General features: G+C 63.4%; 25 protein-coding genes and 2 pseudogenes. 20 read left to right on the top strand and 7 right to left on the bottom strand.

Annotation, left to right across the window (positions count from 1 at the left end; genetic code table 11):
* From E8F06_RS26425 to E8F06_RS26375, 11 genes are all read left to right on the top strand, one after another.
* Positions 1-474 carry a hypothetical protein gene (locus E8F06_RS26425; RefSeq protein WP_280359688.1) on the top strand — a complete coding sequence of 158 codons (474 nt, stop codon included), beginning with the start codon at positions 1-3 and terminating at the stop codon, positions 472-474.
* Positions 475-476: 2 nt separating this feature from the next.
* Entirely contained in the window at positions 477-671 is a 195-nt protein-coding gene (locus E8F06_RS26420) for a hypothetical protein (RefSeq protein WP_280359687.1), read from the top strand.
* Between the two features lie 320 nt (positions 672-991).
* Positions 992-1,369, top strand: a complete 378-nt coding sequence (locus E8F06_RS26415; RefSeq protein ID WP_280359686.1) for an RAQPRD family integrative conjugative element protein — start codon at positions 992-994, stop codon at positions 1,367-1,369.
* Positions 1,366-1,599, top strand: coding sequence for a TIGR03758 family integrating conjugative element protein (locus E8F06_RS26410; protein ID WP_280359684.1), 234 nt, complete (start codon positions 1,366-1,368; stop codon positions 1,597-1,599). Before E8F06_RS26415 ends, E8F06_RS26410 begins: the two co-directional genes overlap by 4 nt.
* 11 nt (positions 1,600-1,610) lie before the next feature.
* On the top strand, positions 1,611-1,961 hold the full coding sequence (locus E8F06_RS26405; protein WP_280359683.1) for a TIGR03745 family integrating conjugative element membrane protein: 351 nt from the start codon (positions 1,611-1,613) through the stop codon (positions 1,959-1,961).
* Between the two features lie 10 nt (positions 1,962-1,971).
* Positions 1,972-2,367, top strand: a complete 396-nt coding sequence (locus E8F06_RS26400; RefSeq protein WP_280359682.1) for a TIGR03750 family conjugal transfer protein — start codon at positions 1,972-1,974, stop codon at positions 2,365-2,367.
* Positions 2,364-3,038, top strand: coding sequence for a PFL_4703 family integrating conjugative element protein (locus E8F06_RS26395; protein WP_280359681.1), 675 nt, complete (start codon positions 2,364-2,366; stop codon positions 3,036-3,038). Before E8F06_RS26400 ends, E8F06_RS26395 begins: the two co-directional genes overlap by 4 nt.
* Positions 3,035-3,925, top strand: coding sequence for a TIGR03749 family integrating conjugative element protein (locus tag E8F06_RS26390; RefSeq protein WP_280359679.1), 891 nt, complete (start codon positions 3,035-3,037; stop codon positions 3,923-3,925). Before E8F06_RS26395 ends, E8F06_RS26390 begins: the two co-directional genes overlap by 4 nt.
* A complete protein-coding gene (locus E8F06_RS26385; RefSeq protein ID WP_280359678.1) occupies positions 3,915-5,348 on the top strand; it encodes a TIGR03752 family integrating conjugative element protein in 1,434 nt (477 codons plus the stop codon). The genes E8F06_RS26390 and E8F06_RS26385 overlap by 11 nt, the downstream gene beginning before the upstream one ends.
* The gene (locus E8F06_RS26380) at positions 5,329-5,763 is read left to right on the top strand and encodes a TIGR03751 family conjugal transfer lipoprotein (protein ID WP_280359677.1); all 435 of its coding nucleotides are present in this window, start codon (positions 5,329-5,331) and stop codon (positions 5,761-5,763) included. The genes E8F06_RS26385 and E8F06_RS26380 overlap by 20 nt, the downstream gene beginning before the upstream one ends.
* Complete coding sequence (locus E8F06_RS26375; protein ID WP_280359676.1) at positions 5,763-8,639, top strand: conjugative transfer ATPase; 2,877 nt, start codon at positions 5,763-5,765, stop codon at positions 8,637-8,639. The genes E8F06_RS26380 and E8F06_RS26375 overlap by 1 nt, the downstream gene beginning before the upstream one ends.
* Here the strand turns inward: E8F06_RS26375 and E8F06_RS26370 are convergent.
* Together E8F06_RS26370 and E8F06_RS26365 are read right to left on the bottom strand one after the other, a co-directional pair.
* Positions 8,627-9,643 (bottom strand): nucleotidyl transferase AbiEii/AbiGii toxin family protein, encoded by a 1,017-nt coding sequence (locus E8F06_RS26370; protein ID WP_280359675.1) that lies wholly within the window; start codon positions 9,641-9,643, stop codon positions 8,627-8,629. The two genes, E8F06_RS26375 and E8F06_RS26370, sit on opposite strands and share 13 nt — an antisense overlap.
* Positions 9,636-10,247, bottom strand: coding sequence for a DUF6088 family protein (locus E8F06_RS26365; RefSeq protein WP_280359674.1), 612 nt, complete (start codon positions 10,245-10,247; stop codon positions 9,636-9,638). Before E8F06_RS26365 ends, E8F06_RS26370 begins: the two co-directional genes overlap by 8 nt.
* A 265-nt stretch (positions 10,248-10,512) precedes the next feature.
* On the opposite strand from E8F06_RS26365, the gene E8F06_RS26360 reads away from it, so the two are divergent.
* From E8F06_RS26360 to E8F06_RS26335, 6 genes are all read left to right on the top strand, one after another.
* Complete coding sequence (locus E8F06_RS26360; RefSeq protein ID WP_280359673.1) at positions 10,513-10,704, top strand: hypothetical protein; 192 nt, start codon at positions 10,513-10,515, stop codon at positions 10,702-10,704.
* A gap of 268 nt (positions 10,705-10,972) precedes the next feature.
* Positions 10,973-11,410 (top strand): TIGR03757 family integrating conjugative element protein, encoded by a 438-nt coding sequence (locus E8F06_RS26355; protein ID WP_280359672.1) that lies wholly within the window; start codon positions 10,973-10,975, stop codon positions 11,408-11,410.
* Complete coding sequence (locus E8F06_RS26350) at positions 11,407-12,342, top strand: TIGR03756 family integrating conjugative element protein (RefSeq protein ID WP_280359670.1); 936 nt, start codon at positions 11,407-11,409, stop codon at positions 12,340-12,342. Before E8F06_RS26355 ends, E8F06_RS26350 begins: the two co-directional genes overlap by 4 nt.
* Positions 12,343-12,353: 11 nt before the next feature.
* Positions 12,354-13,751: an integrating conjugative element protein gene (locus E8F06_RS26345; RefSeq protein ID WP_280359668.1), complete on the top strand. Its 1,398-nt coding sequence runs from the start codon at positions 12,354-12,356 to the stop codon at positions 13,749-13,751.
* Positions 13,748-14,086 (top strand): hypothetical protein, encoded by a 339-nt coding sequence (locus E8F06_RS26340; protein WP_280359667.1) that lies wholly within the window; start codon positions 13,748-13,750, stop codon positions 14,084-14,086. The genes E8F06_RS26345 and E8F06_RS26340 overlap by 4 nt, the downstream gene beginning before the upstream one ends.
* 13 nt (positions 14,087-14,099) lie before the next feature.
* Positions 14,100-15,614: a conjugal transfer protein TraG N-terminal domain-containing protein gene (locus E8F06_RS26335; protein WP_280359666.1), complete on the top strand. Its 1,515-nt coding sequence runs from the start codon at positions 14,100-14,102 to the stop codon at positions 15,612-15,614.
* 25 nt (positions 15,615-15,639) lie between these two features.
* Here the strand turns inward: E8F06_RS26335 and E8F06_RS26330 are convergent, their stop codons facing one another.
* The gene (locus tag E8F06_RS26330) at positions 15,640-16,023 is read right to left on the bottom strand and encodes a DUF3742 family protein (RefSeq protein ID WP_280359665.1); all 384 of its coding nucleotides are present in this window, start codon (positions 16,021-16,023) and stop codon (positions 15,640-15,642) included.
* Between the two features lie 346 nt (positions 16,024-16,369).
* On the opposite strand from E8F06_RS26330, the gene mobH reads away from it, so the two are divergent.
* On the top strand, positions 16,370-18,196 hold the full coding sequence (gene mobH / locus E8F06_RS26325) for a MobH family relaxase (RefSeq protein WP_280359664.1): 1,827 nt from the start codon (positions 16,370-16,372) through the stop codon (positions 18,194-18,196).
* 88 nt (positions 18,197-18,284) lie between these two features.
* Here the strand turns inward: mobH and E8F06_RS26320 are convergent.
* A pseudogene (locus E8F06_RS26320) lies at positions 18,285-18,663 on the bottom strand (IS21 family transposase); the annotation flags it as partial.
* A gap of 85 nt (positions 18,664-18,748) precedes the next feature.
* Between E8F06_RS26320 and E8F06_RS26315 the strand changes: the two are divergent.
* Positions 18,749-18,844, top strand: a pseudogene (locus E8F06_RS26315) (hypothetical protein); the annotation flags it as partial.
* 455 nt (positions 18,845-19,299) lie between these two features.
* On the top strand, positions 19,300-20,670 hold the full coding sequence (locus tag E8F06_RS26310; protein ID WP_280372171.1) for an IS1182 family transposase: 1,371 nt from the start codon (positions 19,300-19,302) through the stop codon (positions 20,668-20,670).
* A 244-nt stretch (positions 20,671-20,914) separates the two neighbouring features.
* On the opposite strand, the gene folD is transcribed toward E8F06_RS26310, so the two are convergent.
* The 3 genes from folD to purU all read right to left on the bottom strand — a co-directional run.
* Positions 20,915-21,796 carry a bifunctional methylenetetrahydrofolate dehydrogenase/methenyltetrahydrofolate cyclohydrolase FolD gene (gene folD / locus E8F06_RS26305; RefSeq protein ID WP_280358964.1) on the bottom strand — a complete coding sequence of 294 codons (882 nt, stop codon included), beginning with the start codon at positions 21,794-21,796 and terminating at the stop codon, positions 20,915-20,917.
* A 55-nt stretch (positions 21,797-21,851) separates the two neighbouring features.
* Positions 21,852-23,111 carry an aminomethyl transferase family protein gene (locus tag E8F06_RS26300; protein ID WP_179057973.1) on the bottom strand — a complete coding sequence of 420 codons (1,260 nt, stop codon included), beginning with the start codon at positions 23,109-23,111 and terminating at the stop codon, positions 21,852-21,854.
* A gap of 49 nt (positions 23,112-23,160) precedes the next feature.
* Positions 23,161-23,946: formyltetrahydrofolate deformylase (gene purU, locus E8F06_RS26295; RefSeq protein ID WP_280358953.1), on the bottom strand; the 786-nt coding region annotated here is incomplete at its 5' end.

The following is a 23,946-nucleotide window of genomic DNA, read 5'->3' as shown; positions in this document are numbered from 1 at the left end:
ATGGCACGACGCCGCCCCCTTACCTTTCAAGCATGGGCCTTAGGCTTGGTAGGCACCATTCTCACCGCGCTTGTCATGTACTACGGCAGGCTGGCAATCATCGAGCAGATGGGCCAGCGGCAAATTGCACACACCCAAGCAGCCCTCCAACGGCTGCAAGAACAGCAAGCCCAACAGACTGCTGCTCGCGCCCAGCAAACTCTCCAGCGTCAACATCGCCAGACCATATCTACAGATGAAACCCAACGTCAGGCCGCCATTGATTCACAGCGAGCTGTCGAGGCTCAGCGCGCTCGTATCGATGAGCAGCGCCAGCGAGATGCGGCCTGGGAAAGCTTCTACAAGCCGATGCGGGGCTGCGATAACTGGCAGAGCGATTCCCATATGGTTGAATGCCAGAACCACAAGCTCAGGGCCAAGCGCGAGTTCGAGCAGAAGTGGGCCGCTGGGGAACTCGACCCACCCAAGGGCTGACCATGCTCGATGCCCTGATCGATTTCTGCTTCAACTACCTGTGTTATGGCTTCGGCCACCTCATCATCAGCACCGTATCGCGCGGCCGCTTTCCGGGGCAGAGCAGCTATTGGTTTGGCCTGTGTATGGCGACTGGTGGCGCAGCTTTAGGGGCTGCGCTGGCGTTGGTGATCTACCTTGTTTCACTCATAACCTGATTGAGGACAAGGCCATGTGCGGCCGCATCGCCCAGTTCGGGACCTTTCGCGAGATCGTCGAGCTAATCAATATCTGGAACACCCCCGTACAGGCGGAGGCATCACCGCCTAAGTACAACGTCGCGCCAGCGACGCGGGCTCAGGTACTGAACGTCGCGGGAGACGCCCTGCTGGCCCGGCAAATCAGACTGGCGCCCCCTTCCATAGGCGCCCCTCCCAATGCCCGTCAATCCGGTCACGTCTAGCAACCCATTGTTTAAGGCGCCGCAACCGGCATTTTGAAAGCATTTCGCCATTCCTCGCTTATCGCGGATAGGCCAATGTCGATGCGCTTACTCGTCCCCACCACCCTGCATCCCGAACCGGGGCTGACCCTCGCGCTGCTCCTGCTCAGCCTGTGTGGTTCAAGCTATTCCGCCGCCGACGACAGCACGCCTGAGCAGGCACACCTCGCCGCGGCGCTGCGCCAACTCGACAGTATCGAGCGGCTGGTCGAACAGCATGCTGCGCAGCAGAACCAGGAGCGAACCCGCTTCTACTTCGACTACACCCGCCTGCGCGCCGATTTGCAACGCATGCGCGCCGGCATCCGCGATTACCTCAGCCCCTCCCGCGCGCAACCGCGCGATCCCACGCAACTGCTCGGTGACTACCGGCAAAGCACCGCCACGCCCACCGACACGGGGGTCGCCCCGTGAACGCCGCCCAGGCCAGCGCATTCCAGGCCAACAGCGGTTTCGCCCCCTCCGCCCTATCGGTCGTACTCCTTGGCGCCGTCTTCACCGTCCTGCTCCTGTGGGGCGTCTGGGCGATGCGCGCCGCCTACAACGGCTGGGCGGAAGCACAGCTGTCCCAACGTCAGTTCACCGGTGTCGTGCTGCGCATCGTTGCCCTGTACCTGGTGCTGACCTTTTTCCTGCTCTCCTAGAGGCCGCTACCATGAAGCCGCTCCCTCCTCACCCGATTGCCCGCGTGGCCGCGCTGCCGCTGCTCTCCAGCTTGGCGCCACTCGCGCAGGCCGACCTGCCCACCATGGAAAACCCAACGCGGGGTGCCGGCTCCGGCATCATCGAGACACTGCGCAACTACGGCTACGACATCGTCATGCTCATCGCCCTGCTCGTGGTTGCGTCGATGTTCGTGGGCGTCTGCTATCACGCCTACACCCGCTACGCAGAAATCCACACCGGCCGCTCGACCTGGGGCCAGTTCGGGCTGACGGTGGCCGTCGGCGCGATCCTGCTGGTCGTGGGGATCTGGCTGCTGACCGAAGCCACCGGCGTTCTCTGAGGCACGCGTCATGAGCGACGACATCCGCAAGGACGGCACGGTGGCGTTCCTGCCCCACCGCCTTAACCACCACCCTGTGGTCGTGCGCGGTCTGACCGCAAACGAACTCTGGGTCTGTGCCGGAGTATCGAGCGGGCTCGGCCTCGTCGCCGGGATTCCTCTGGCCATCGCGTTCGCAACCGTCGCCATGATCCCCACGGCCATGGTGTTGGCCGTCGCCGGTGGGGTCTTCATCGGCGGCGGTGCGGTGCGCCGAATCAAGCGGGGCCGGCCGGAGGTCTGGCTGTACCGGCACCTCCAGTGGTGGTTTGCCACCCACCTGCCCCCACTCGCTGCCCTCGTCGGTGGGCACAGCCTGGTGACCCGTTCCGGCTATTGGACGACGCGCCGGAGCCATGCGCCGTGAGCCGGTTCAAGAACGAGGTCGTGCACCTGCAGGCCCATATCCGGACCCTCCGCATCGGCGTCGGCCTGATCGTGCTGCTGGCATTGGTCATGGGGGTCGGCTGGTGGAGCGCACCGCGCGACTTGACCATCCACGTGCCGCCGGATCTGCGCTCGGGCAGCACGCGCAAATGGTGGGACGTGCCGCCTGAAAGCGTGTACGCCTTCACCTTCTATGTCTGGCAGCAACTGCAGCGCTGGCCCACCAACGGCGACGACGACTACCCGCGCAACCTGTATGCGCTGTCGAGTTACTTCACCCCAGCCTGCCAGGCGTTCCTGCAGCAGGACTATGAATTCCGCCGTAATGCTGGGGAGCTGCGCCGGCGCGTGCGCGGCATTTATGAGATTCCCGGCCGTGGCTACGGCGACAACCCCACGCTGCGGGTGCGCACCGTCTCCAATCGCGAATGGGTGGTGACCCTCGACGTCACGGCGGACGAGTACTACGCCTCGGAACAGGTCAAGCGCGCCCTGGTGCGCTACCCGCTCAAGGTGCTGCGCAACGACGTCGACCCGCAGCGCAACCCCTTCGGTCTCGCCATCGATTGCTACGAGGGCGCCCCACAGCGCATCGCCACCCCCACCGAGACGGCGGACACCTCCGCCCCTGTGCAGGAAGACATCCCATGAACCGTCTTATGCCGGCCATCGCGCTGCTCGTGCTGGCCCTGTTCAGCACGGCCCACGCAACCGAAATCCTGCACTGGGAGCGCTTACCGCTGGCGGTACCGCTGGTGGTCGGTCAGGAACGCATCGTCTTCGTCGACCGCAATGTCCGCATTGGGGTGCCGGCGTCAGTCAGCGCCCGCCTGCGTGTGCAGAGCGCCGCGGGCGCGGTGTACCTGATGGCGAGCGAACCGCTCGAACCGGTACGGCTGCAACTGCAGGACGCCGATACCGGCACCGTGATCCTGCTCGACATCGCTGCGGAACCGGCCCAGGAGCACCAACCGCCCCTGGAACCGGTACGCATCGTCGACGCCACCTCAACCTCCATGCACAACGGAGCAACCGACGCGAAAGCGGAAGACGCCACCGAGCCTGCGCGCGCTACGCGGGAGACGCCTCTGCCCGTGGTGCTGACCCGCTACGCTGCGCAGAACCTCTACGCACCGTTGCGCACCGTCGAACCCGTACCAGGTATCACGCGGGCCAATCTGCGGCGTGACCTGACGCTGGACACCCTGATGCCCACCTTACCGGTGCAGGCCAGCGCGCTCGCGGCCTGGCGCCTGGACGACCTGTGGGTCACCGCCGTGCGCTTGCGCAACACCGCCCCGCGCTGGCTCGACCTGGATCCGCGCACTCTACAGGGCAACTTTGCCACCGCCACCTTCCAGCACGCGACCCTGGGCCCGGTCGGCACGCCGGAGAACACCACCGTCGTCTACCTCGTCACCCGCGGGCATGGACTGGCGCAGGCCCTGCTGCCGGCGATGGCCCCCGTCGACGCCGCGCTCAACCTCCCGACGCCGCATGCCCCCGACACCAACGAGGGAGGCCGCGATGCACAGTAATGGCCTGCTCAAGTGGTTGATGATCCCGCTGGCACTGCTGTTGGTGTTAATCGGCCTCAAGCTGTTCTCCGGTGGCAAGGACGCTTCCTCCCCACTGGAGACGGACAGCCGCCTGACGCCCGAGGAAGCCAAGGCGCTCGGCATCGAAGGCGACACGCCACGCGACACAGTCGCAACCCTGGTCGCACAGGTCCGCCAGTTGCGCACCGAATTGCAGACCGCGCTGAGCGACAACAAGACCCAGCGCGAAGAAAACGCGCGGCTGCGCCAGCGTGAGAATGCCATCGACCGACGCATCAAGAGTGCACTCGAGAGCGAACGCAACCAGCTGCGCCAGGATCGGGAACACGTCGCCACGGAGCGACAACAAACGCAAAACCTGCTCCAGGAACTGCAGCAGCGCCTCGAAGGTATGGGTAGCGACCAGGATGGCCAGGACGACCTGCCCGTCGGCCTCGGGCTGGAGCCTGGCGACGGCGCTGAAGCCTTGCGCTGGATCGAGCCGGACGACGCCCGTGACGAGGGAAAACGTCGCACGGCTGGCAACCCCGCCGGCGTCATCTTCCCCACCCGCTTCGGGCCGGCGCAGAAGACCCTCGAAACCAAGGCCAGAGCCGCCGTCGACGCCGGGCGCCGAGCGGCCGGCGTGCCGGACACCCAGGCGGTCTACACGGTGCCCACCAATGCCACGCTGATGGGCTCGATCGCCATGACGGCGCTGATCGGCCGGGTACCGGTGGATGGCACCGTCAACGATCCCTACCCCTTCAAGGTGCTGATCGGCCCGGACAACCTCACCGCCAACGGCATCGACATCCCCGACGTGGCCGGTGCCGTGGTCAGCGGTACGGCCTCGGGCGACTGGACGCTCTCCTGCGTGCGCGGACACATCCGCTCGGTCACCTTCGTGTTCCAGGACGGCACCATCCGCACGGTGCCGGAGGACCGCGGCGCGGGCGCCAGAGGTGGCGGCAGCCAGCGCAGCAGCGACGACAGCACCACGCAGAACAGCCTGGGCTGGATCAGCGACCCCTACGGAATTCCCTGCGTCAGCGGTGAACGGCGCAGCAACGCCCAGCAGTACCTCGGCTCGCAAGCCCTGATCACTGCAGCCGGCGCCGGCGTCGCCTCGCTGATCGACGCCGACAGCGGCCAGGTCCCCTACATGAACAGCGACGGCTCCATCGGCACCCTCGGCATCGGTGGGAACGAGGCGATGGGCCGCATCCTCGCCGGCGGTGTACAGGACCTGTCGCAGTGGGTCAACAAACTCTACGGACAGGCGTTCGCCGCGGTCTACGTCAAGCCCGGCGCCAAGGTGGCCGTGCACCTGGAAGAACCCCTCACCATCGACTACGACCCGGCCGGCCGCCGGGTCGATCATCGCCTTGGAGGACGCCCCCATGCCCAGGAACTGGACTGACAGCCTGACACTGCTGGCCATCGCCCTTGCGCTCGGGGGTTGCGCCACCAGCAAAGACGAGCTGCTGCCGCACGACGACGCGACCATGCTCGACATCTGGAACGTTGGCACGGGTGGCAGCGCGGGTGGTGGCCAGGCAGCCCGGGAGCTGCTCGATGCCCGCCAGTCGCTGCGCCGGCCGCTGACCGAGGCCGATGTGCAGGCCGCGCCGGGCGTGCAGGCCCGCTACACGCGCACCGCGGCCAACGAGATCTACCGGCAGTTTCATCGCCTGCCGAACCCCGATCTGGTGATGTATGTGTTCCCGCACCTGGCCGGCAGCGACCCGGTGCCGGTCCCCGGCTACACGACGGTGTTCCCGCTGTACCAGCGCGTGCAATACGCGCTGCCAGGCGAGCGGGTCGAGGACTACTGATGGCCTCGCTGCGGCGCGAAGCGCACCCGACCCATGCCGAGGCCGAGGAAGCAGCCCCGCCGAAGGACGCCTGGGCCCGCCATGTCGCTGCGTTGCGCGCGCACGGCATTCCCGAACCCGGCACCACGCGGCCCCGGCGCCGGCCCGCCACCCTGGCCGACGAGCAGGCGCTCTACGACGTGGCGCCATCTTTTACCGACCTGCTGCCCTGGGTGGAGTACCTGCCCGACGCCAAATGCATGCTGCTGGACGACGGACAGTCCGTGGCTGCCTTCTTCGAGCTGACCCCGATCGGCACCGAAGGGCGCGAACCCGCCTGGCTGCTGCAGGTGCGGGACACCCTGGAGAACGTGCTGCAGGACTCGTTCGACGAATTGGACGACAACCCCTGGGTCGTGCAGCTCTACGCGCAGGACGACACCAGCTGGGACCTGTACCTGGACGAGTTGCGCAGCTACATCCAGCCGCGTGCCCAGGGCACCGCCTTCAGTGAGTTCTACCTCCGCTTCTTCGGCCATCACCTGCAGGCGGTCGCCAAGCCCGGCGGGTTGTTCGAGGACAGAGCCGTTACCCGCCTGCCCTGGCGTGGGCAGACGCGGCGCACGCGTCTGGTCGTCTACCGCCGTGTCGGTCAAGCGCCCGCGCGCCGCGGACACTCGCCCGAACACGCCCTCAACCTGGTCTGTGACCGTCTCAGCGGGGGGCTGGCCAATGCCGGCGTGCGCAGCCGGCGCCTCGGCGCGGCCGACATCCATGCCTGGCTGCTGCGCTGGTTCAACCCGAACCCGACCTTGCTCGGCCCAACTACAGAAGACCGGGAGCGCTTCTACGCGCTGGTCCGCTACCCGGATGAACAGGAGGCCGGTGAGCTCGAACTGGCCAGCAGCACCGACTTCGCGCAGCGGCTGTTCTTCGGCCAGCCACGCTCGGACGCGGCCCGGGGGCTGTGGTATTTCGACGGCCAGCCCCACTGCACTATCGCCGTCGACCGCCTGCGTACGCCGCCCGCCACCGGCCATCTCACCGGGGAGACCCGCAAAGGCGACGCCATCAATGCCCTGATGGATCAGATGCCCGAAGACACCGTAATGTGCCTTACCCTGGTCATTACCCCACAGGATGTCCTCGAGGCCCACCTGAACCACCTGGCTCGCAAAGCCGTCGGCGACACGCTGGCCTCCGAGCAGACCCGCCATGACGTGCAGCAGGCCCGCGGCCTGATCGGCAGCGACCACAAACTCTTCCACGGCGCCCTCACCTTCTACCTGCGAGGCCGTGACGAAGCCGAACTGGACGCCCGCGGGCTGCAGCTCGGCAACGTGCTGCTCGGCGCCGGCCTGCAGCCCGTGCGCGAGGAGGATGAAGTGGCGCCGCTCAATACCTACCTGCGCTGGCTGCCATGCGTGTACGACCCGGTCAAAGACAAACGGCAGTGGTACACGCAGCTGATGTTCGCCCAGCACGCGGCCAACCTCGCACCGCTGTGGGGGCGCAGCCAGGGCACCGGCCACCCGGGCATCACCTTGTTCAACCGCGGCGGCGGCACCATCACCTTCGATCCCCTGAACCGCCATGATCGGCAGATGAACGCGCACCTATTCCTCGCCGGTCCCACCGGTTCCGGCAAGAGCGCGACCCTCAACAACCTGCTCAACCAGGTCACGGCAATCTATCGGCCACGCTTGTTTATCGTCGAGGCCGGCAACTCCTTCGGCCTGTTCGGCGACTTCGCGGCGCGGCTGGGCCTCACCGTGCATCGCGTGAAGCTCGCCCCCGGCGCAGGCGTCAGCCTGGCGCCGTTTGCCGATGCGCACCGGCTGGTGGAAACGCCGAGCCAAGTGCAGACGCTCGATGCCGATGCGCTGGATAACGACGACGCGGATGTCGACGGCGACGAGCAACGCGACGTGTTGGGCGAGCTGGAGATCACCGCACGGCTGATGATCACCGGTGGCGAGGACAAGGAAGAAGCGCGCATGACCCGCGCCGACCGCAGTTTGATTCGCCAGTGCATTCTCGACGCCGCCCAGCGCTGCGTGGCCGAGCGGCGCAGGGTACTCACGCGGGACCTGCGGGAGGCACTGCGCGAGCGTAGTCGCGACACCTCGCTGCCGGACACCCGGCGCGCGCGGTTGCTGGAAATGGCCGATGCCATGGACATGTTCTGCCAAGGCGCCGATGGCGACCTGTTCGACCGCCCGGGCACCCCGTGGCCGGAGGCCGACATCACCATCGTCGATCTCGCCACCTATGCCCGGGAGGGCTACAACGCGCAGCTGTCGATTGCCTATATCTCGCTGATCAATACGGTCAACAACCTCGCCGAGCGCGACCAGTTCCTCGGCCGCCCAATCATCAACGTCACCGACGAAGGCCACATCATCACCAAGAACCCGCTGCTCGCGCCCTACGTGGTCAAGATCACCAAAATGTGGCGCAAGCTGGGGGCCTGGTTCTGGCTGGCGACCCAGAACCTGGACGATCTACCCAAGGCCGCCGAGCCGATGTTGAACATGATGGAGTGGTGGCTGTGCCTCAGCATGCCTCCGGACGAGGTGGAGAAGATCGCCCGGTTCCGCGAGCTCACGCCCGCGCAGAAGGCCCTGATGCTTTCGGCTAGGAAGGAAACCGGCAAGTTCTCGGAAGGGGTGATTTTGTCGCGCAGCATGGAGCTGCTGTTCCGCGCGGTACCGCCGAGCCTGTACCTGGCGCTGGCACAGACCGAGCCGGAAGAGAAAGCCGAACGCTATCAACTCATGCTGGCCCATGGCCTCAGCGAACTGGATGCCGCATTCAGGATCGCTGAGAATATCGACCGAGCCCGAGGGATCGCCCCGTTGGCGATGTCATCAGTCAAAGCCACTCACCGCGCGTGATTGATCTCCCGCTCCAGCACATCCAGGCGCTCGATGATGCGCTCGAAGGGCAGCGTCTCGCCGTAGAACATTTGCGCAGCCAGCATCGCTTGGTAGTCCCCGCGCAACGCATCGAGCAGCGCAGCCTCCGGGACCAGCCTCAAGCCACCCGCTACGCACCGATCGTAGTGGCTGTGCCCGCTGCGATAGAAGGTCTCCTTGATGCTCAACACATCCCGCAGCAGCTCGACGTCGCACACGGCCTGACGTCCCACCTCATGGTCCGCCAGGCGCGCCAGATCGTACCAATGCCGGGACAGGCGCTCGGCCCCCTGCCGCAAATCCGGGCGGTGGCATTCGACATGGATCAGCGTGGCCTTCTCCCAGAAGGTGCGCAGGGGCGACAGCACGGCAACTTCCGCAGTCGGAAAGGCCAGCCCCGGTACATGCATGGCCACATCCGGCACGATGGTCAGCTGGTCCTGCGGCAAGGTGGCATTGCGACCGCCAAACTCGATCAGCACGCTCGGCCGCAGGTAAGCGTCGGTGTTCTCCACGGCACTCGGGTAATAGAGCCAGAGCTTCTCCGCGTCCTCACTGACCTCGATGGCGATCTCTCGCCCCGGCAACGCCTGCGTGAACGCCTCGCGCAGCGCCGGCAGCAGCTCCGCCGTCACATGCTGCGCCAGTGCCGCCTTGAGCGTGTCGGACAGCCGCCGGCGCTGATGGCTGCCGAGCGTCGCCAGCTCCGGCACGTCATCGACCAGGCTGCGGTAGTCGACGGTGACGTCGATGTCTTCGGAAAATCGCTCGATGGCCTGGTAGACCTTCGACAGCGAGGTACCGCCCTTGAAGGCCATCGGCTTGCGGCACGGCAGGCTGAACAGAATCCCCAGGGCGTGGCACAGCCAGATGTCTTTCTCCAGGATTTCAGCGCGGCGCCCCAGTACGGGCGCCAGGCCATACAGCAGATCAGCCTGCTCCCCCGGGGAAAGATCGAAATAGCGCTCGGGGCTGTCAGGCATGCACAACCTCGTTGCGCTCATAGCTGGTCAACGCCGCTACCATCCAGGCGGGCATCATGGCCTTCGCCTTGCACAGGGCCTCAAACTCGAGGCTCGGCAGCTTCTCGGCGATGCGCCGGAAGGTGGCGGGCGTCACCTGATGCCGCCCCAGATACCACAGCGCGGACAGTGCCTGCCCCGCAGGGCGCCCCGCCAGGGCCAACTTGCGTGGTGCCACATGCTGCAGGCGGACGACCAGCTTGCCCAGGCGCACCGTGCGCGACGAGCCCGTGGTGTAGAACACCGGCTGCGCCGGCACCTGGGTCGAGAAGCCAAAACGCCGCGCCGCCTCGGCGCCATGTACCTCGATGGTCGCGCCCTCGCTCGCGGCCAACACCTGCGCCACTTTCTCCGGCGCGGGCATGGCCTTGATGCCGAAGCGCCCCGCCTTCGGCACGCTGTACAAGCCATGGCCAATGCGCTCGATATGACCGGCCTTGGTCAGCCGCATCAGCGTCTGGTCAATGGCTGCACGCGAGCCTAGCTCCGCGAACAGGGCCGGGGTAAACGGCTCGCCGGCAGGCTGTGCCGCAATGCGTTCTCGAATGGCTTGGGATGTAGTCATACTGATCTCCAGTTGTTAGATATTCTTATCAAAAATCTAACAAACTGCAAACCCAATCAGAGCGGGAGACGCTTCTGCCGGGTTGCAGCACCGCCTGGACGTGAACAGCTACTGGGCTGATCGCCGAAACGCTCGTCGGAGGCAGCCAGGAAGCGGGCAATACCCTCCCCTCACCGCCCATCACTTGAATGGCCCGCGTACACACCCATGAGCACGCGCTACACTGTGCGCCCGCCAACAACCACTCGGTCTCAGAGGTACCGTCGTGACCTTAACCGACGCAACCATTGCCTTGCTGCTCGCGGCGAAGATTCATGGCAGCAGCGCTGCAGTAAAAGCCACGGCAAAACGCTGCGCACAGGCCTTACCCCGTAGCAAACGCGACCTGATGTTCTCTGTCATGAACAGCCACGAACCGCTCAAACTCATCGCCTGTATCGCTGAGAACCTTGATTGAGCGCTGTTCGTACACAACCGGCCAGATTGCCCCAACCTCGCCCGTCAGAACCACGCCATCTGGCATGACCAGCGGCCACGCCGCCTGCAAGCAGCATTAGGTGCCTGTAACAGCGCATCAAATGTCTCTCCCTCCGGGTCGGCCATTCTAGGGAGCCTCCATTTCCGGCTCATCCATCAAACCGGTAGCCTGGACTCCCGTTTGTTTGTCGCTGAACGCTCGTCCTTCGAATCAACTACTGGCACGACACACCCCACGGTAGTTCGATATGCCAGCGCTACGCTCGTCCCAAGCTTTCTCGTGGACTTCCTCCTTCGCGGCAGGTCTTTGTGCCGCGCTACTGGCCCCGCTGGCGCAGGCCGACGACATCCTCGTCATCACCGACAGCCGCCATCCGGTCCAGGCGCCCATCGGTGTTCGGGTCATTGAGTTGGATCAGCCGGCACGCATTGAAGCTGAGCTGACAGCACACCTTGCCAATGTGGCTGGACGCAGCGCAGCCGCCGTACAGCAGCGCCTACGAGCAGGCGGAACGGCACTCCAGCAACGAACTGGCATGGCCTATCAGGGGGTGGTAGATGCCTGGAGCCTCGGCATTACCACGATCCCCGCGGTGGTCGTCGATCAACACTATGTGGTTTATGGCGAGCCGGACGTCGCTAAAGCGGTCGCGCTGATTAACTCGCACCGGACAGTGCGACCATGAAGGGCCCTCACCGTTTGCGCGCCGGCATCGCCACCATCTTGCTCACGACGGGCCTGCCGTCGTTCGCCCTCGACACTGCGACCCTGGTGTCGTCAGTACTCTCCCCCGACTGCCTGGCATACCGCGTCGTCGGTGTTTGCTATTGGTTGTACTGCAGCCACGGCGGCTGCTCGGTCCGAACCTCCGTGAAGGTCAGGCACTACGCGCCCGACGCCGTGGTCTCCAGCTACTCGACCACCGGCGCCAATCCCTGGGTGGAAGTACGAGCGATGAGCCAGCCCAATGCCAAGGCACAAGCGGGTGGAGACGGCACGACAAACCACGGCAACGAGAACAACCTGGCGAAATTCAAGAATGCTGACGTCATCGGCCACCCCAGTGGCTACCTCTTCAGCCAGTTTGCGTCGTCTTATGGCTATTCCTGCCCAGGGGCTGGCAGGCCCTTCATGCCCTACCTGCTGAGCACGCTCGATCCGCTCGCCTGGCGCTTTAACGTGCCCGAGATGGTTTACCCGGAGGCCCTGATACCCGGCAAGCGAGAGATCGGCTCCCGCAGCGCGATGAACCTGTGGGGCAATGTCTATCCACGCGGTGGATTCCTGCATCAGGCCGATGACTACAAGGCCGCCGCGGTGGTGACCCAACGCGCCGGGGACATCGTCACTCGCCGTGGCCAGCTGCACGTCTATCAGCCCCTGCTCGCCAACGCCCGAGACGGCTATTGGCCGGCAGGCGAATTGGTCGAAAGCAACGCGACCACGGGTAAGTGGCAAGAGCTGACACCCATCCTGTCGCGTACCTGCGCGGTCTTCCCCCACGCAGATCCCGCGGTTCAGGCGCAGCAGGGCGACTACGCCTGGGCTCTGTGGCGGCCCTATAGCTGCTGCCGCCGGCGCGGCCAGGTGTTCCTGGGCAGCACGGACCTTCAGTGAGGCAAGCCATCATGCGCCACGCGCTTCTCTCACGCGTCACCTGGTGCCTTGCCCTACTGCTGGGAAACCTGGCACAGACGTCCCCCACCTTGGGCGAGCAGACCGACGTCAGCGACTATGGAGCGCAGCATCAGGGCGCCGTTATCAGCGACGACGTCTTGTACAGCATCGGTGGCGGCCGCGCCGTATCGATGAGTCCAACTTCCAATATGCGTGCCCTCGGCGTCGGAGTGGGTTGGAACAGCAATCTGATCTGCGGCGACATGTCGATATCCACCACCATCCAGAACCAGCTGAACGGTTTGACCAACGGGTTCCAAACGATCATGAGCAGTGTGATTCAGAACGCCACGGCCGCCGTGGCGTCGCTGCCAGCGTTGATCATCCAGCGGGCTGATCCAGGGCTCTACAACCTGCTCACCAATGGCGTGCTGCAGGCCCGACTCGACTTCGACCGCTCCAAACTGACCTGCCGCTCAATGGCAGAGAAGATGGCTGAGACGGCCGGCGGCCAGGCCGGCTGGAACCAACTCGCCGAAGGCATGGCACTGAAGCGCGCGGTTGCCAACACCGATGCCGTCTCTGCCGTCGCGACGGCTGAAACGAGCCGCGGTAACGAGGGTGTTCCCTGGGTCGGCGGCGACAACGCCGGCGGCTCGAACCAGAAGCCGGTCCGCGTGGTGGGCGATGTCACTCGCGCCGGCTACAACCTGGTCAACGGGCGCGATGCCACTGATGAGAGCACGCTTGATCCCAGCAGTTGCGGCGGCAACCTGGCCTGCCAGACCTGGCCCTCGCCTGATGCAGCCGCGCACTGGGCAGTGCGCGTGCTGGGCGAGCAGGAACAGCGCACCTGCGCAGCCTGTACCAAGACCGTCACGACGCCGGGCGTGGGCCTCACGCCTCTGATCCAGGAAGAGTACGAGGCGAAACTCAACCACCTGCAGGAGCTGATCGCCGGCAGTCGACCGTTGAGCTTCGAGAACCTGTTGGCAGCCGGGAGCGCCTCGTTGCCGATCACTCGCGGCGTGATCGAGGCGCTGCGCGACGAGCCCGACCAAGACATCCTGGCCCGGCGCCTGGCCTCGGAGGTCGCGCTGGCGAGCGTGCTGGAGAAGGCTTTGTTACTGCAGCGCACGCTGCTAACCGGGCGGAAAGAGCCCAATGTCGCCGCTAATGAGTTGGCGCAGAGCGCGATTTCGCACGAAAGCGATCTCCTTGATCGCGAGATCCACAATCTGAAAACCGAATTGGAACTGCGCCGCGAACTGGCGGCCAACTCCCCCACCGCGATCATCCAGCGGCACAGCACGCGCTCAGCCGGCTCTCGCGGTATCTATCAAGGCGATCCGACACGCAATCGGCTCAATCAACTGCAGCGCCCACCGAGCCCAGGAGACACGCCATGAGCCAGTGGCGGCCGGACTTGCTGCAACACGCGGCGCGGGTGCTGCTGTGGGGCATGCTGCTGCTGATCGCAGCGACCGCAGCCAATGTGGCTGGCATCCACCTGGCCGGCAGCCTCGACAGCTGGCGGCAGTGGCTGAAGTCGCATACCGACCACTTCCTGATCTGGCGACTGTTGCTCTACGCCGGCACGGCCTGGGGCTGGCTATGGATGCGGCGCCGCGTGCTCGCACGCGAGCCGGGAGGCAAGGCCCAACCACGCCTGCTCCGAGCCGAGATTGCCACTGTACTCGCGGTGGCAGCAATGGAAATCAGCCAGTTCGTCCAGGCCGGATGACCCGGAGGCGACTATGACCCTCTACACCACCGATTACCTGGAGTACTACCTGACCCTGGTGAGTTGGATCGTCCATAACGGCATCTGGTCGATACTGGTGGCCAGTGGCGTATTCGCCATCCCGTTTCTGGCGATCATTCTCCAGGAATGGCTCCGGTCACGTGCCGAGGGCGCAGATGAAGGTAATAAGGGCGCGCTTTCAGCCAGCCGCATCGAGAACCGCATCTTCGTCGCCATCGTGGTCATCATGTTTGCCGGCATTCCGTTCATCGACGTGGATTTCACCACGCTGCACTTCGACCGTTCCCGTTCTGCGCAATGCCAGGTGAGCGTCCCAGCACCTGCAGAGACAGGCTGGTCGCAGTCCTTCAGCACACTCAACAACCAGTCGGCCAAGGTGCCAGTATGGTGGTACTTCGTACACGCCATTTCTCGGGCAGTAACCGGTGCCTCGGTGACGGCGATTCCTTGTGGCACCGATCTGCGGCAGATCCGCATGGAGGTCGATGCCTCACGCCTCGATGATCCCGTGCTGGCACAAGAGGTCGCGGACTTCACCCACGATTGCTACGGGCCAGCCCGCGCCAAGCTCTTTATGAGTCGCCCAAACTTGAGTGAAGAGCAGATGTACGACGTGACCTGGATCGGCGCTCGCTTTTTCCTCGACACCGCGGGCTACTACGACACCTACCGCTCGCAGACACCGCGCGCGGGCTGGCCCTACGACAGTGCACGCGACGCGGGGCTGGCCGAGGTTTCCAGCGGCGCCGGCTACCCCACCTGCCAGCAGTGGTGGTCCGACAATGGCGGACTGCGGGCGCGGCTATTGGGCCAGGTCGATCCCACTCTGCTGACCCGAATCGCCAGCTGGGCGGGTTTTCTGAGCCAGGATCAGGTCAACGACTCGGTGATCCGCGCCATCGCGTCACCCCGGCAGCAAAAGCTCAACCAGGGCGCGATCTACAGCGATTACGGTGGCCGGATCGAATTGACCGTGCCGGACGTCGCCACCCGCGCCGCCAGTGACGTCGGACTCGCGGTGGGCTCTATTGCCTTCTTCCCCGCCATGGACGCCATGCGTCAAGCGCTGCCAATGGTGTTGGCCTTGCTCAAGATGGCATTGGTCATCTGCATTCCCCTCGTGCTCATGATCGGTACCTACGACCTCAAGACCATCGTCACGATCAGCATCGTGCAGTTCGCCTTGTTCTTCGTGGAGTTCTGGTTCCAGCTCGCGCGCTGGATCGACTCAACGATCCTGGATGCCCTCTATGGATGGGGCTGGGGATGGAACCGCCCCCACACGAACTTCGATCCTTTGCTCGGCCTGAACAACGCGTTTGGGGACATCCTGATCAGCTTCGTGATGGCGACGATGTTTATCGCACTGCCTGCGTTTTGGGTCGCGGCCTTGTCTTGGGTGGGTGTGCGCACCGGCGGCCTCCTTCAAGGGCTCTCGGATGGCACGCGCCCCGCAGGTCAAGCAGGCGGGAAAGCACTAGGAATGGTGTCAAGCAAACTCAGGTAAGCCGCCAACTCGACATCCGAGCATGTCAATCATCGTCATACCGCGGGTCAGCGTAGCGTGAATCAGGCGCATCGTTATAAAGTACCGGGTGGTAGCCAGGATTGCTCTTGTGTTCAGCTTGTTCGCCTACCGCCCATTCCTCGGCTCCATAATGGTCAGAGGCGCGCACAGCCCACAACACTGCCACTGCAAATGCCAGCAGCAGCGCCAGCCAAAACGCGGTGTACAGCAGCACACCGAGCACCACCAGCTTGGCGACCCAGAGCAAAGCAGTAGCCCCGCCAGCAGGTACGCCCCGCTCAACAAGCCAGCCATCCAGCTTCCGTTCTTGACGCAGGCAACCCCTCCACATCCGGCCCAACATCAGGCCCGTGCGCTCCGCGAAAGAGGTTTGTGCAGAAGGTTTCATGGCGGTTACCTCAAAGCCGACCCTTGATGTGCAGACTTAATAAATTCTCGTAGTGCGACTGAAGTTCGAGCGCGACCTCATAAGCGGTCTGACCCTATGACACTCCAAAAACTCCATCAGGTGCGCCATTTCTGATAGCCGGCATCATGGGCAATCCACTCGACAAGTCGCTGGGCCCCGGGGCCAAAAGGAAACAGCTCACACCTCATTGACGCTAGCGGACGACTGAATCTAGCCGTTACATCAAAGGGGCCCCGCAAAGGCGCAAGGGAATGGGGATTCAAGGGAAATGGGTCTATTTGGAAAAGGAAAAGGCCCTCACCTGCCACAACTCCAGGTGCCATCGATGCTCGCGCTGTTCCAACGAAAATGCCCTTCACCTACAGCGCCACCTCCCACAGCAGGAGAAAAAGGCAAAGGGCTGACGCGGCCGGAATCGGCCACCGCCCTGCTGTCCACGTCACGCCGACAGCGCCTGCTGGAGCACATCTGGCAGCGCACCTCGCTCTCGCGCAAGCAGTTCGCCTCGCTCTACCTAGCGCCGCTGGAACGCTACGCCGAGCTGGTCCAGCAACTGCCTGCCTCGGAGAACCACCACCACGCCTACCCCGGCGGCATGCTGGACCACGGCCTGGAGATCGTGGCGTATGCGCTCAAGCTGCGGCAGTCGTATCTGCTGCCCACCGGTACCACTCCCGAAGACCAGGTCGTGCAGGCAGAAGCCTGGACCGCCGCCACCGCCTACGCCGCGCTGTTGCATGACCTCGGCAAGATCTCCGTCGACCTGCAGGTCGAGTATGTCGACGGCAGCACCTGGCACCCCTGGCACGGCCCGCTGACGCACCCGTACCGCTTCCGCTACCGTCAGGATCGCGAATACCGGCTGCACAGTGCGGCCACGGGGCTGCTGTACCGGCAGGTGCTCGACCGCGAGATTCTCGACTGGCTCAGCACCTATCCCCCGCTCTGGTCCGCACTGCTGTACGTCCTGGCCGGCCAGTATGAGTACGCCGGGGTCCTCGGGGAACTGGTCGTGCAGGCCGACCGCGCCTCCGTCGCCCAGGCCCTGGGCGGCGACCCAACGCGCGCCATGGCGGCCCCAAAGCATGCCCTGCAGCGCAAGCTGCTCGATGGCCTGCGCTACCTGATAAAGGAGGAGCTGAAACTCAACCAGCCCCAGGCGTCGGATGGCTGGCTGACCCAGGACGCGCTGTGGTTAGTCAGCAAGACGGTTTCGGACAAGCTGCGCGCGCACCTACTGGCCCAGGGCATCGACGGCATTCCCGCCAACAACACCGCCGTGTTCAACGTGCTGCAGGATCACGGCATACTCCAACCCACAGCTGATGGAAAAGCCATCTGGCGAGCCACCGTCACGAGCGCCGCCGGCTGGTCGCACACGTTTACACTGCTGCGGCTGGCCCCGGCTCTGATTTGGGAAGGAGAGGATCGGCCGGCGCCGTTCACCGGCACCATCGCGGTGGAACTGGAGTCCAACGATGACGCTCCCGCGCCACTACCCACCGATACCGGCAGCACCTCACGGGTCGATGTTGCCGCTGCTCTGACCGCCACACCAACTGTTGATAGCGTTGATGCCCTGCTGGCTTTGCTCTCCCCCTCGGATACCGAGTCGCCCACTCAGGCGCCGGCGGCTGAGCCGTCACCAGCAATCGACCTCGATGAGCCGTCCGCACCTTCTAATGGGGACACTCCAACGCCACCACCCTCCCCCGCGCTGTCGCCCACCTCGAACAGTGGAAGCGCACTGGAACAGCCTTCCGGTGAACACTTCATTGCCTGGCTGCGGCAGCGCATCCAGAACCGCAAGCTCATCATCAATGACGCCAAGGCCCTGATACATACCGTGGCTGACTCCGCCTTCCTGGTCAGCCCGGGTGTGTTCCAGCACTACGCACAAGAACACCCGCAAACTACCGCACTCGCCAAGCTGGATCAGGTCGCCGATTGGCAATGGGTGCAAAAACGCTTTGAAAAGCTGCAACTGCACCACAAGCAAGACAACGGCCTGAACATCTGGACGTGTGAGGTGACGGGGCCGCGCAAGTCGCGGCGCCTACATGGGTATCTACTTAAAGCACCTGGCTGTTTGTTTACAGAGTCTCCGCCGAATAACCCCTATCTATTCCTGATAGGTAATCGGGCTGAATAAGACAAAGGCACCTGAGGTCACGCATTTGCTGCAGTAGAGAATGACGAGGGCGTCGTATTGGGCGGGAACATGGAATGCCGCGTGATTCTTGGAATTGACGGATCTTGCCGGTACGCCAGTCAATGATCAGCACCGCCCTGCCGGCATAGACGAAATCAACCTCTCACCGACACAGTGCTCTTGACGCATCACCAGTCCGCCTTGCTGACCCAGGCTCGGAATGCTTGCAGAACCAGTCGGGGACCGGACATTGCTCACTGGGAAAAGAGTGAAACGACAGAAACCGATGGCGCTCGTACTCGGCATCGGACAACGCGGTCGTCTAAGTTGGGCCGCTTGCGGCAAAGGTAATCTCGGGCACTGCTGTGGCCATTGCCCAGGCTGCGGGCGCTCTGGGGAATGGACAAACCGCAGTCGAACTTGAGACGCAGCACCTCGTGAATTCTGCGCGTGGATACACGCTCCACTGCGACATCTTTGCTTCGATAAAGAAGCCAATGGTAGTGGGGAAATCTCGCGTGGCTGGCTGCCAGAGAAGTGTCCGGGTGCTCGTGGATGTCCGAAATCATGGACCTGAAGAAAGAAAAGAACTTCTTCGAGACTCGCGTCATTGAGTACCAAACTGGTGGCGCGCTGAGCTGGAATTGATTCCCCTCTCGTAGTTTTTCAACAAACACTGAAACTTTTTCACTGAATGTTGAAACGGATGCACCGAGACGGTGCACAGCCGCTGCCTGGGGAGGTAGCGGCGCTGGCCATCGAAGGGTGGCTTTAGCAACAGGGCAAGGCCATTAGCCCCAAAGGAACTGGGGGAGAAGGGAGTACGCGAAAGGGCCGGTGGGCAATGCTCACCGGCCCTTTTCCTTGGTAACGGGAAAGGCCTTTAGCCGAAAAGCGGCCATTGAAACAGCTCGTCGCACCATCGTCGCGCTCAAAGCTCCGTAGAGGCTCAGCGCCCGAGATGTCGGAGCCAGAGAGTGCCCGTTTCTGACCGGTCCTCGCCGCTAGCGAAGGGAAGCTAACAGTCGATTGTGTTGAAAAAGTAGCTGCCACCCCCTGCCGCCGGCAAAATCACGCGCTCAGTGAGCGTGGGGACAGGCAGCATGATGGGGCAGTTACCGGGAGGACAGGCGCGCCTGTTCTACTCGTTCAATCTGGAAGAGCACGTCCCAGTCCAACACCTCCTGCGCAGCATCGATCAGTGCCTGGATCTCAGTGACCTGCGTGCTCACCTGGCCGACTTCTACAGCCCCATCGGACGCCCATCGATTGATCCGGAGTTGATGGTGCGCATGCTGGTGGTCGGCTACTGCTACGGCATCCGTTCCGAGCGGCGGTTGTGTGAAGAGGTGCATCTAAATCTGGCTTACCGCTGGTTCTGCCGCCTGGGCCTGGAAGACGAAGTGCCCAATCACTCGACTTTCTCTAAGAATCGCCACGGCCGCTTCCGTGACAGCGGACTGTTCCGCTGGTTGTTCAATGAGGTGCTCCGGCGCTGCATGGCCGCTGGCCTGATCAAGGGCGAAGGCTTCGCCGTCGACGCCAGCATCATCAAGGCGGATGCCAGCCGGCAACGTGGGGTGGCGGGCGATGAAGTCGACTGGCGCGATCCGGCGCTCAGCAGCCGCGCCGTGCGCGAGTACCTCGAAGCCCTTGATGAAGAGGCGCTGGCCGAAGCCCTGCCCAAGAAAATTTCACTCACCGATCCGCAGTCCCGGTGGACCGCCGCGCCAGGTGGTCCGGCCTTCTTTGCCTACGCTACCAACTACCTGATCGACACCGAGCACGGCGTGATCCTGGATGTGGAAGCCACCCCGGCGCATCGGACTGCCGAAGTCGAGTCGACCAAAACGATGGTCGAGCGCGTCGAAGCGCAGTTCGACCTCACACCGGAACGCCTGATCGGCGATACCGCCTATGGCACGGCCCCGATGCTGGCCTGGATGGTCGAGGAGAAGGACATCGAGCCGCATGTGCCGGTGTGGGACAAGACCGAGCGCAAGGACGACAGTCTCTCCAGCAACGACTTTCACTGGAATCAGGAGGCCAAGGAATACCTCTGCCCAGCCGGCAAACCGCTACGCAGTGAATGGCGCGCCTTCACCCAACAGAGAACGCGGGTGACCAAGGCCAACACCATCATCTACCGCTCCAGCCAAGCCGACTGCGCCACCTGCCCGCTGAAAGCCAAGTGCTGTCCCAATACGCCGAATCGGAAGATCGTCCGCAGTATCCATGAGGCTGCTCGCGACGTAGCGCGACGCATCGCCAAGACACCGGAGTACCTCGTCTCTCGCTGCGAGCGCAAGAAGGTGGAGATGCTCTTCGCCCACCTCAAACGGATCATGAAACTCGACCGTTTACGGCTGCGTGGCCTGACCGGCGCCACCGACGAATTCACCTTGGCCGCGACGGTGCAAAACCTGCGACGCATGGCCAAGCTCATGCCTCACGGGCCACCGCTTACGGGATAGGTACGCCTGTGGCGAGCGGAAACCCTCGAATTAACCCACAAACCTGAGCCCGGACGCTCAGTGAAAGGCCGAAAGGCAATGTGAAGTGGCTTGCAGCCACTTCGAACGCTGGCGCGCCTGGCCGACTGGCTGCCGCAGAACCGCCTTTTTCAACAGAATCAGTCCATAACGGCCGGTCATTTAGCTAAGAAAACTTTACCCTTGAGATCGCCAACTCCCACAGGCTGCACCTTCGGCCGTACCATCAAAGATGGCTCTGAACTTCCGCACGTCGCTGTGCTGCACTCAGCGTATTGGCCAGCAAGCAAGCGATCGTCATCGGCCCCACTCCACCAGGTACAGGCGTAATCGCTCCGGCACGCTCAACTGCACTTTCGAAGTGAACGTCGCCCACCAGCTTGGTGGTTCCGTTCTCCTGCTTGATGCGGCTGATACCGACATCAATGACCGTGGCTCCGGGTTTTACCCAATCGCCGGGAATCATTTGGGGAACGCCGGTGGCCACGACCAGAATATCGGCCTGCCGGCACCTTGCCTCAAGATCCACGGTCTTGCTGTGAGCGATCGTCACGGTGCAGCGTTCCTGCAGTAGCAGCCGTGCCATGGGCTTGCCAACGATGTTGGACGCGCCAATCACCAGCGCGTTCATGCCAACAAGAGTGGGATGCAGGTTCCTCAACAAGAACATCACTCCCGTCGGCGTGCACGGCACCAGGGCATCCAGCCCAGTTGCCAGGCGACCGGCATTAGTGATGGTGAAGCCATCAACATCCTTTGCTGGGTCAATGCGCTCGATGACCCGGGTGACATCGATGCCTGCGGGCAGGGGCAGCTGCACCAGTATGCCGTCAACGCGGTCATCAAGATTGAGGGTGTCGATCTGTGCGAGCAGACGCTCCTCCGTGGCGTCGGCGGGCATGCGGTACTCGAACGAGTGCATACCTACCTCTTCCGTCTGCAGCACCTTGTTGCGTACATACACCTCGCTGGCAGGATCGGTCCCCACGAGGATGACTGCCAGGCCGGGCGCGCGACCGTGTCGAGTAGCGAACGCGCTCACGTCCCGCGCAAGGCGTTCACGCAGTTGCCGGGCTTCGGCTTTTCCGTCGATCAGGAATGCGGACATTGTTTCTCCGGGTCTTACAGATGAAGCAGGCCCTGAGACCCAGGGCCTTGCCGACTCAGCTGCGGCGGTTGTCGGTTTTGTACGGTGCGGGCTGGACAGTGGCGCGGATGGGCAGTTGCGGCTCGCCCGGATTGCCCCAGATAACCGTGACTTCAGTACCTACTTCTGCCTGGGCGATGTCCAGGGTGCACAGCGAGAGCATCTCGCGGAAGAAGTAGCTGTAGCCACGAGAGGTGGAAACGCCGACCTCACGGCCGTTCACCAGCACCTTGTCGGCATACATGAAACCGCGCTGATCCCGGGGCATCTCCATGAAGGCGTAGTGCTCGCCCTTCTGGAACAGGGATGCGAATACCTTGAGCACATCATCGGGATTCCACACCAGGGTGCGAATCACCCGGCGTGGGTTGGCCACTTCCTTTTCCAGGGCCTCGCGGCCGATGAAGTCGTGATCGAACTTGATGTTGCGCCCCCAACCGAGCTCGACAGGGCTGCGGTACCAGGCGCTGACATCATCAGCCTCGAAGCTGCCGGCAACGTTGAAGGTCGAGGCGAACGCCGGCAGAGACGCTTCGAATTCGGCGCGATACTCAGCCATGTCCTCGCTGAAGATCGCCGGCAGGTAGTCGGTCACGATAGTGGGGAAACAGGCTTCCAGGTGGTTGATGAAGGCAGCTCGACCACCCAGCTTGCGAATCCCGAACGCTTCGCCGGCTCGCACCACTGCCTCATACACCTCGGCAGCATGTTCGGCAGGACCTTGCAGCTCCACACCAGGCTCCCCGGACATGCCCTGTCGCAGCGCGTAGACCTCATGCCCGGCAATCTTCACCACTTGCGAGTGCATGAACTTGATGTCCGCCAGGGCCACGCCTGTCAGCTTCTCGATCAATGCGGCAGCCTTGGGCCCAGCAACCTGGAATTTGAACCCTTCGACAACCTCCGAGCTGACGTTGTAATCACCCTTGCGTAGGTGGAAGTCCATGAGGAAGCCGCCGCGACCGAAGAGCATGAAGTCATCCTCCCCCCAGCGGCTGAGGATACCCTCATGGATCACCTTGCCATCACGATTGCAGTGGGTGACATGCTTGGACTGCATGATGTCGAACTTGGCGAAGCTGTTGATGGAGGTATCGGAGAAAAGCTTCAACACGTCCGGTCCACGGTAACGCCGCTGCCAAAGGAACGACCAATCACCGATGTAGCAGTGGTCCTTCCAGGACATGCTCTCGTCGAGCCAGTCCGTGTACTCAGGCTGCCCCCAACGGGACGTGAAATAGCCCTCTGGAGTCTTTCTGAAATTCTTGGGGAGCATGTCTTTACCTCGGTTACTTCAACGAATTGTTGTTATGCGTGGCCAGGCGTCAGCCTTCGAACACGATGGTTTTGCGACCGTTCGGAATGACGCGGTCTTCCAGATAGGCGCGCACTGCCCTGGCCAGGACGCGTCGTTCGATGTCACGCCCCTTACGTACGAGATCTTCCGCGCTATCGCGGTGGGAAATGCGCTCGACGTCTTGCTCGATGATCGGGCCCTCGTCCAGGTCGGCGGTGACGAAGTGCGAGGTCGCGCCAATCAGCTTCACGCCACGCTCATGGGCCTGGTGATAGGGACGCGCGCCCTTGAATCCCGGCAGGAAGCTGTGATGGATGTTGATGCAGCGCCCATCCAGCTTGCGCGAGAGGTCATCGGAGAGGATCTGCATGTAGCGAGCGAGCACAACTAGGTCGGTCCTGGTGGACTCGATCAAGGCAAGCAGTTTCTCTTCCTGCTGGGACTTGTTATCCCGGGTCACTGGCAGGTAGTGAAACGCTATGCCCTGCAGATCAACCGCGGCGTATCGCTCCTGGGGATGGTTGGCGACAACGGCCGATATCTCCATCGGCAGCTCGCCGATTCGGCTGCGGTAAAGCAGGTCGCGCAGGCAATGGTCATAGCCGGACACGAGCAGCATTACGCGCTTGCGCTGGTCCTGCGGACGCAGCGACCACTCCATGCCGTACCGATGGGCAACATCGGCGAATCCAGCCTTGATGTCCTCGAGTACCAGTTGCGTCGCGCTGTCTATCGCGTCGAACACCACCCGCATGAAGAACTGCTGAGTATCCAGATCATCGAATTGCTGCGCATCGAGGATGTTGCATCCCTG

Source organism: Pseudomonas sp. BN411, from assembly GCF_029871235.1.
GTDB lineage: Bacteria > Pseudomonadota > Gammaproteobacteria > Pseudomonadales > Pseudomonadaceae > Metapseudomonas.
This window is presented reverse-complemented; position numbering and strand designations above follow the sequence as displayed.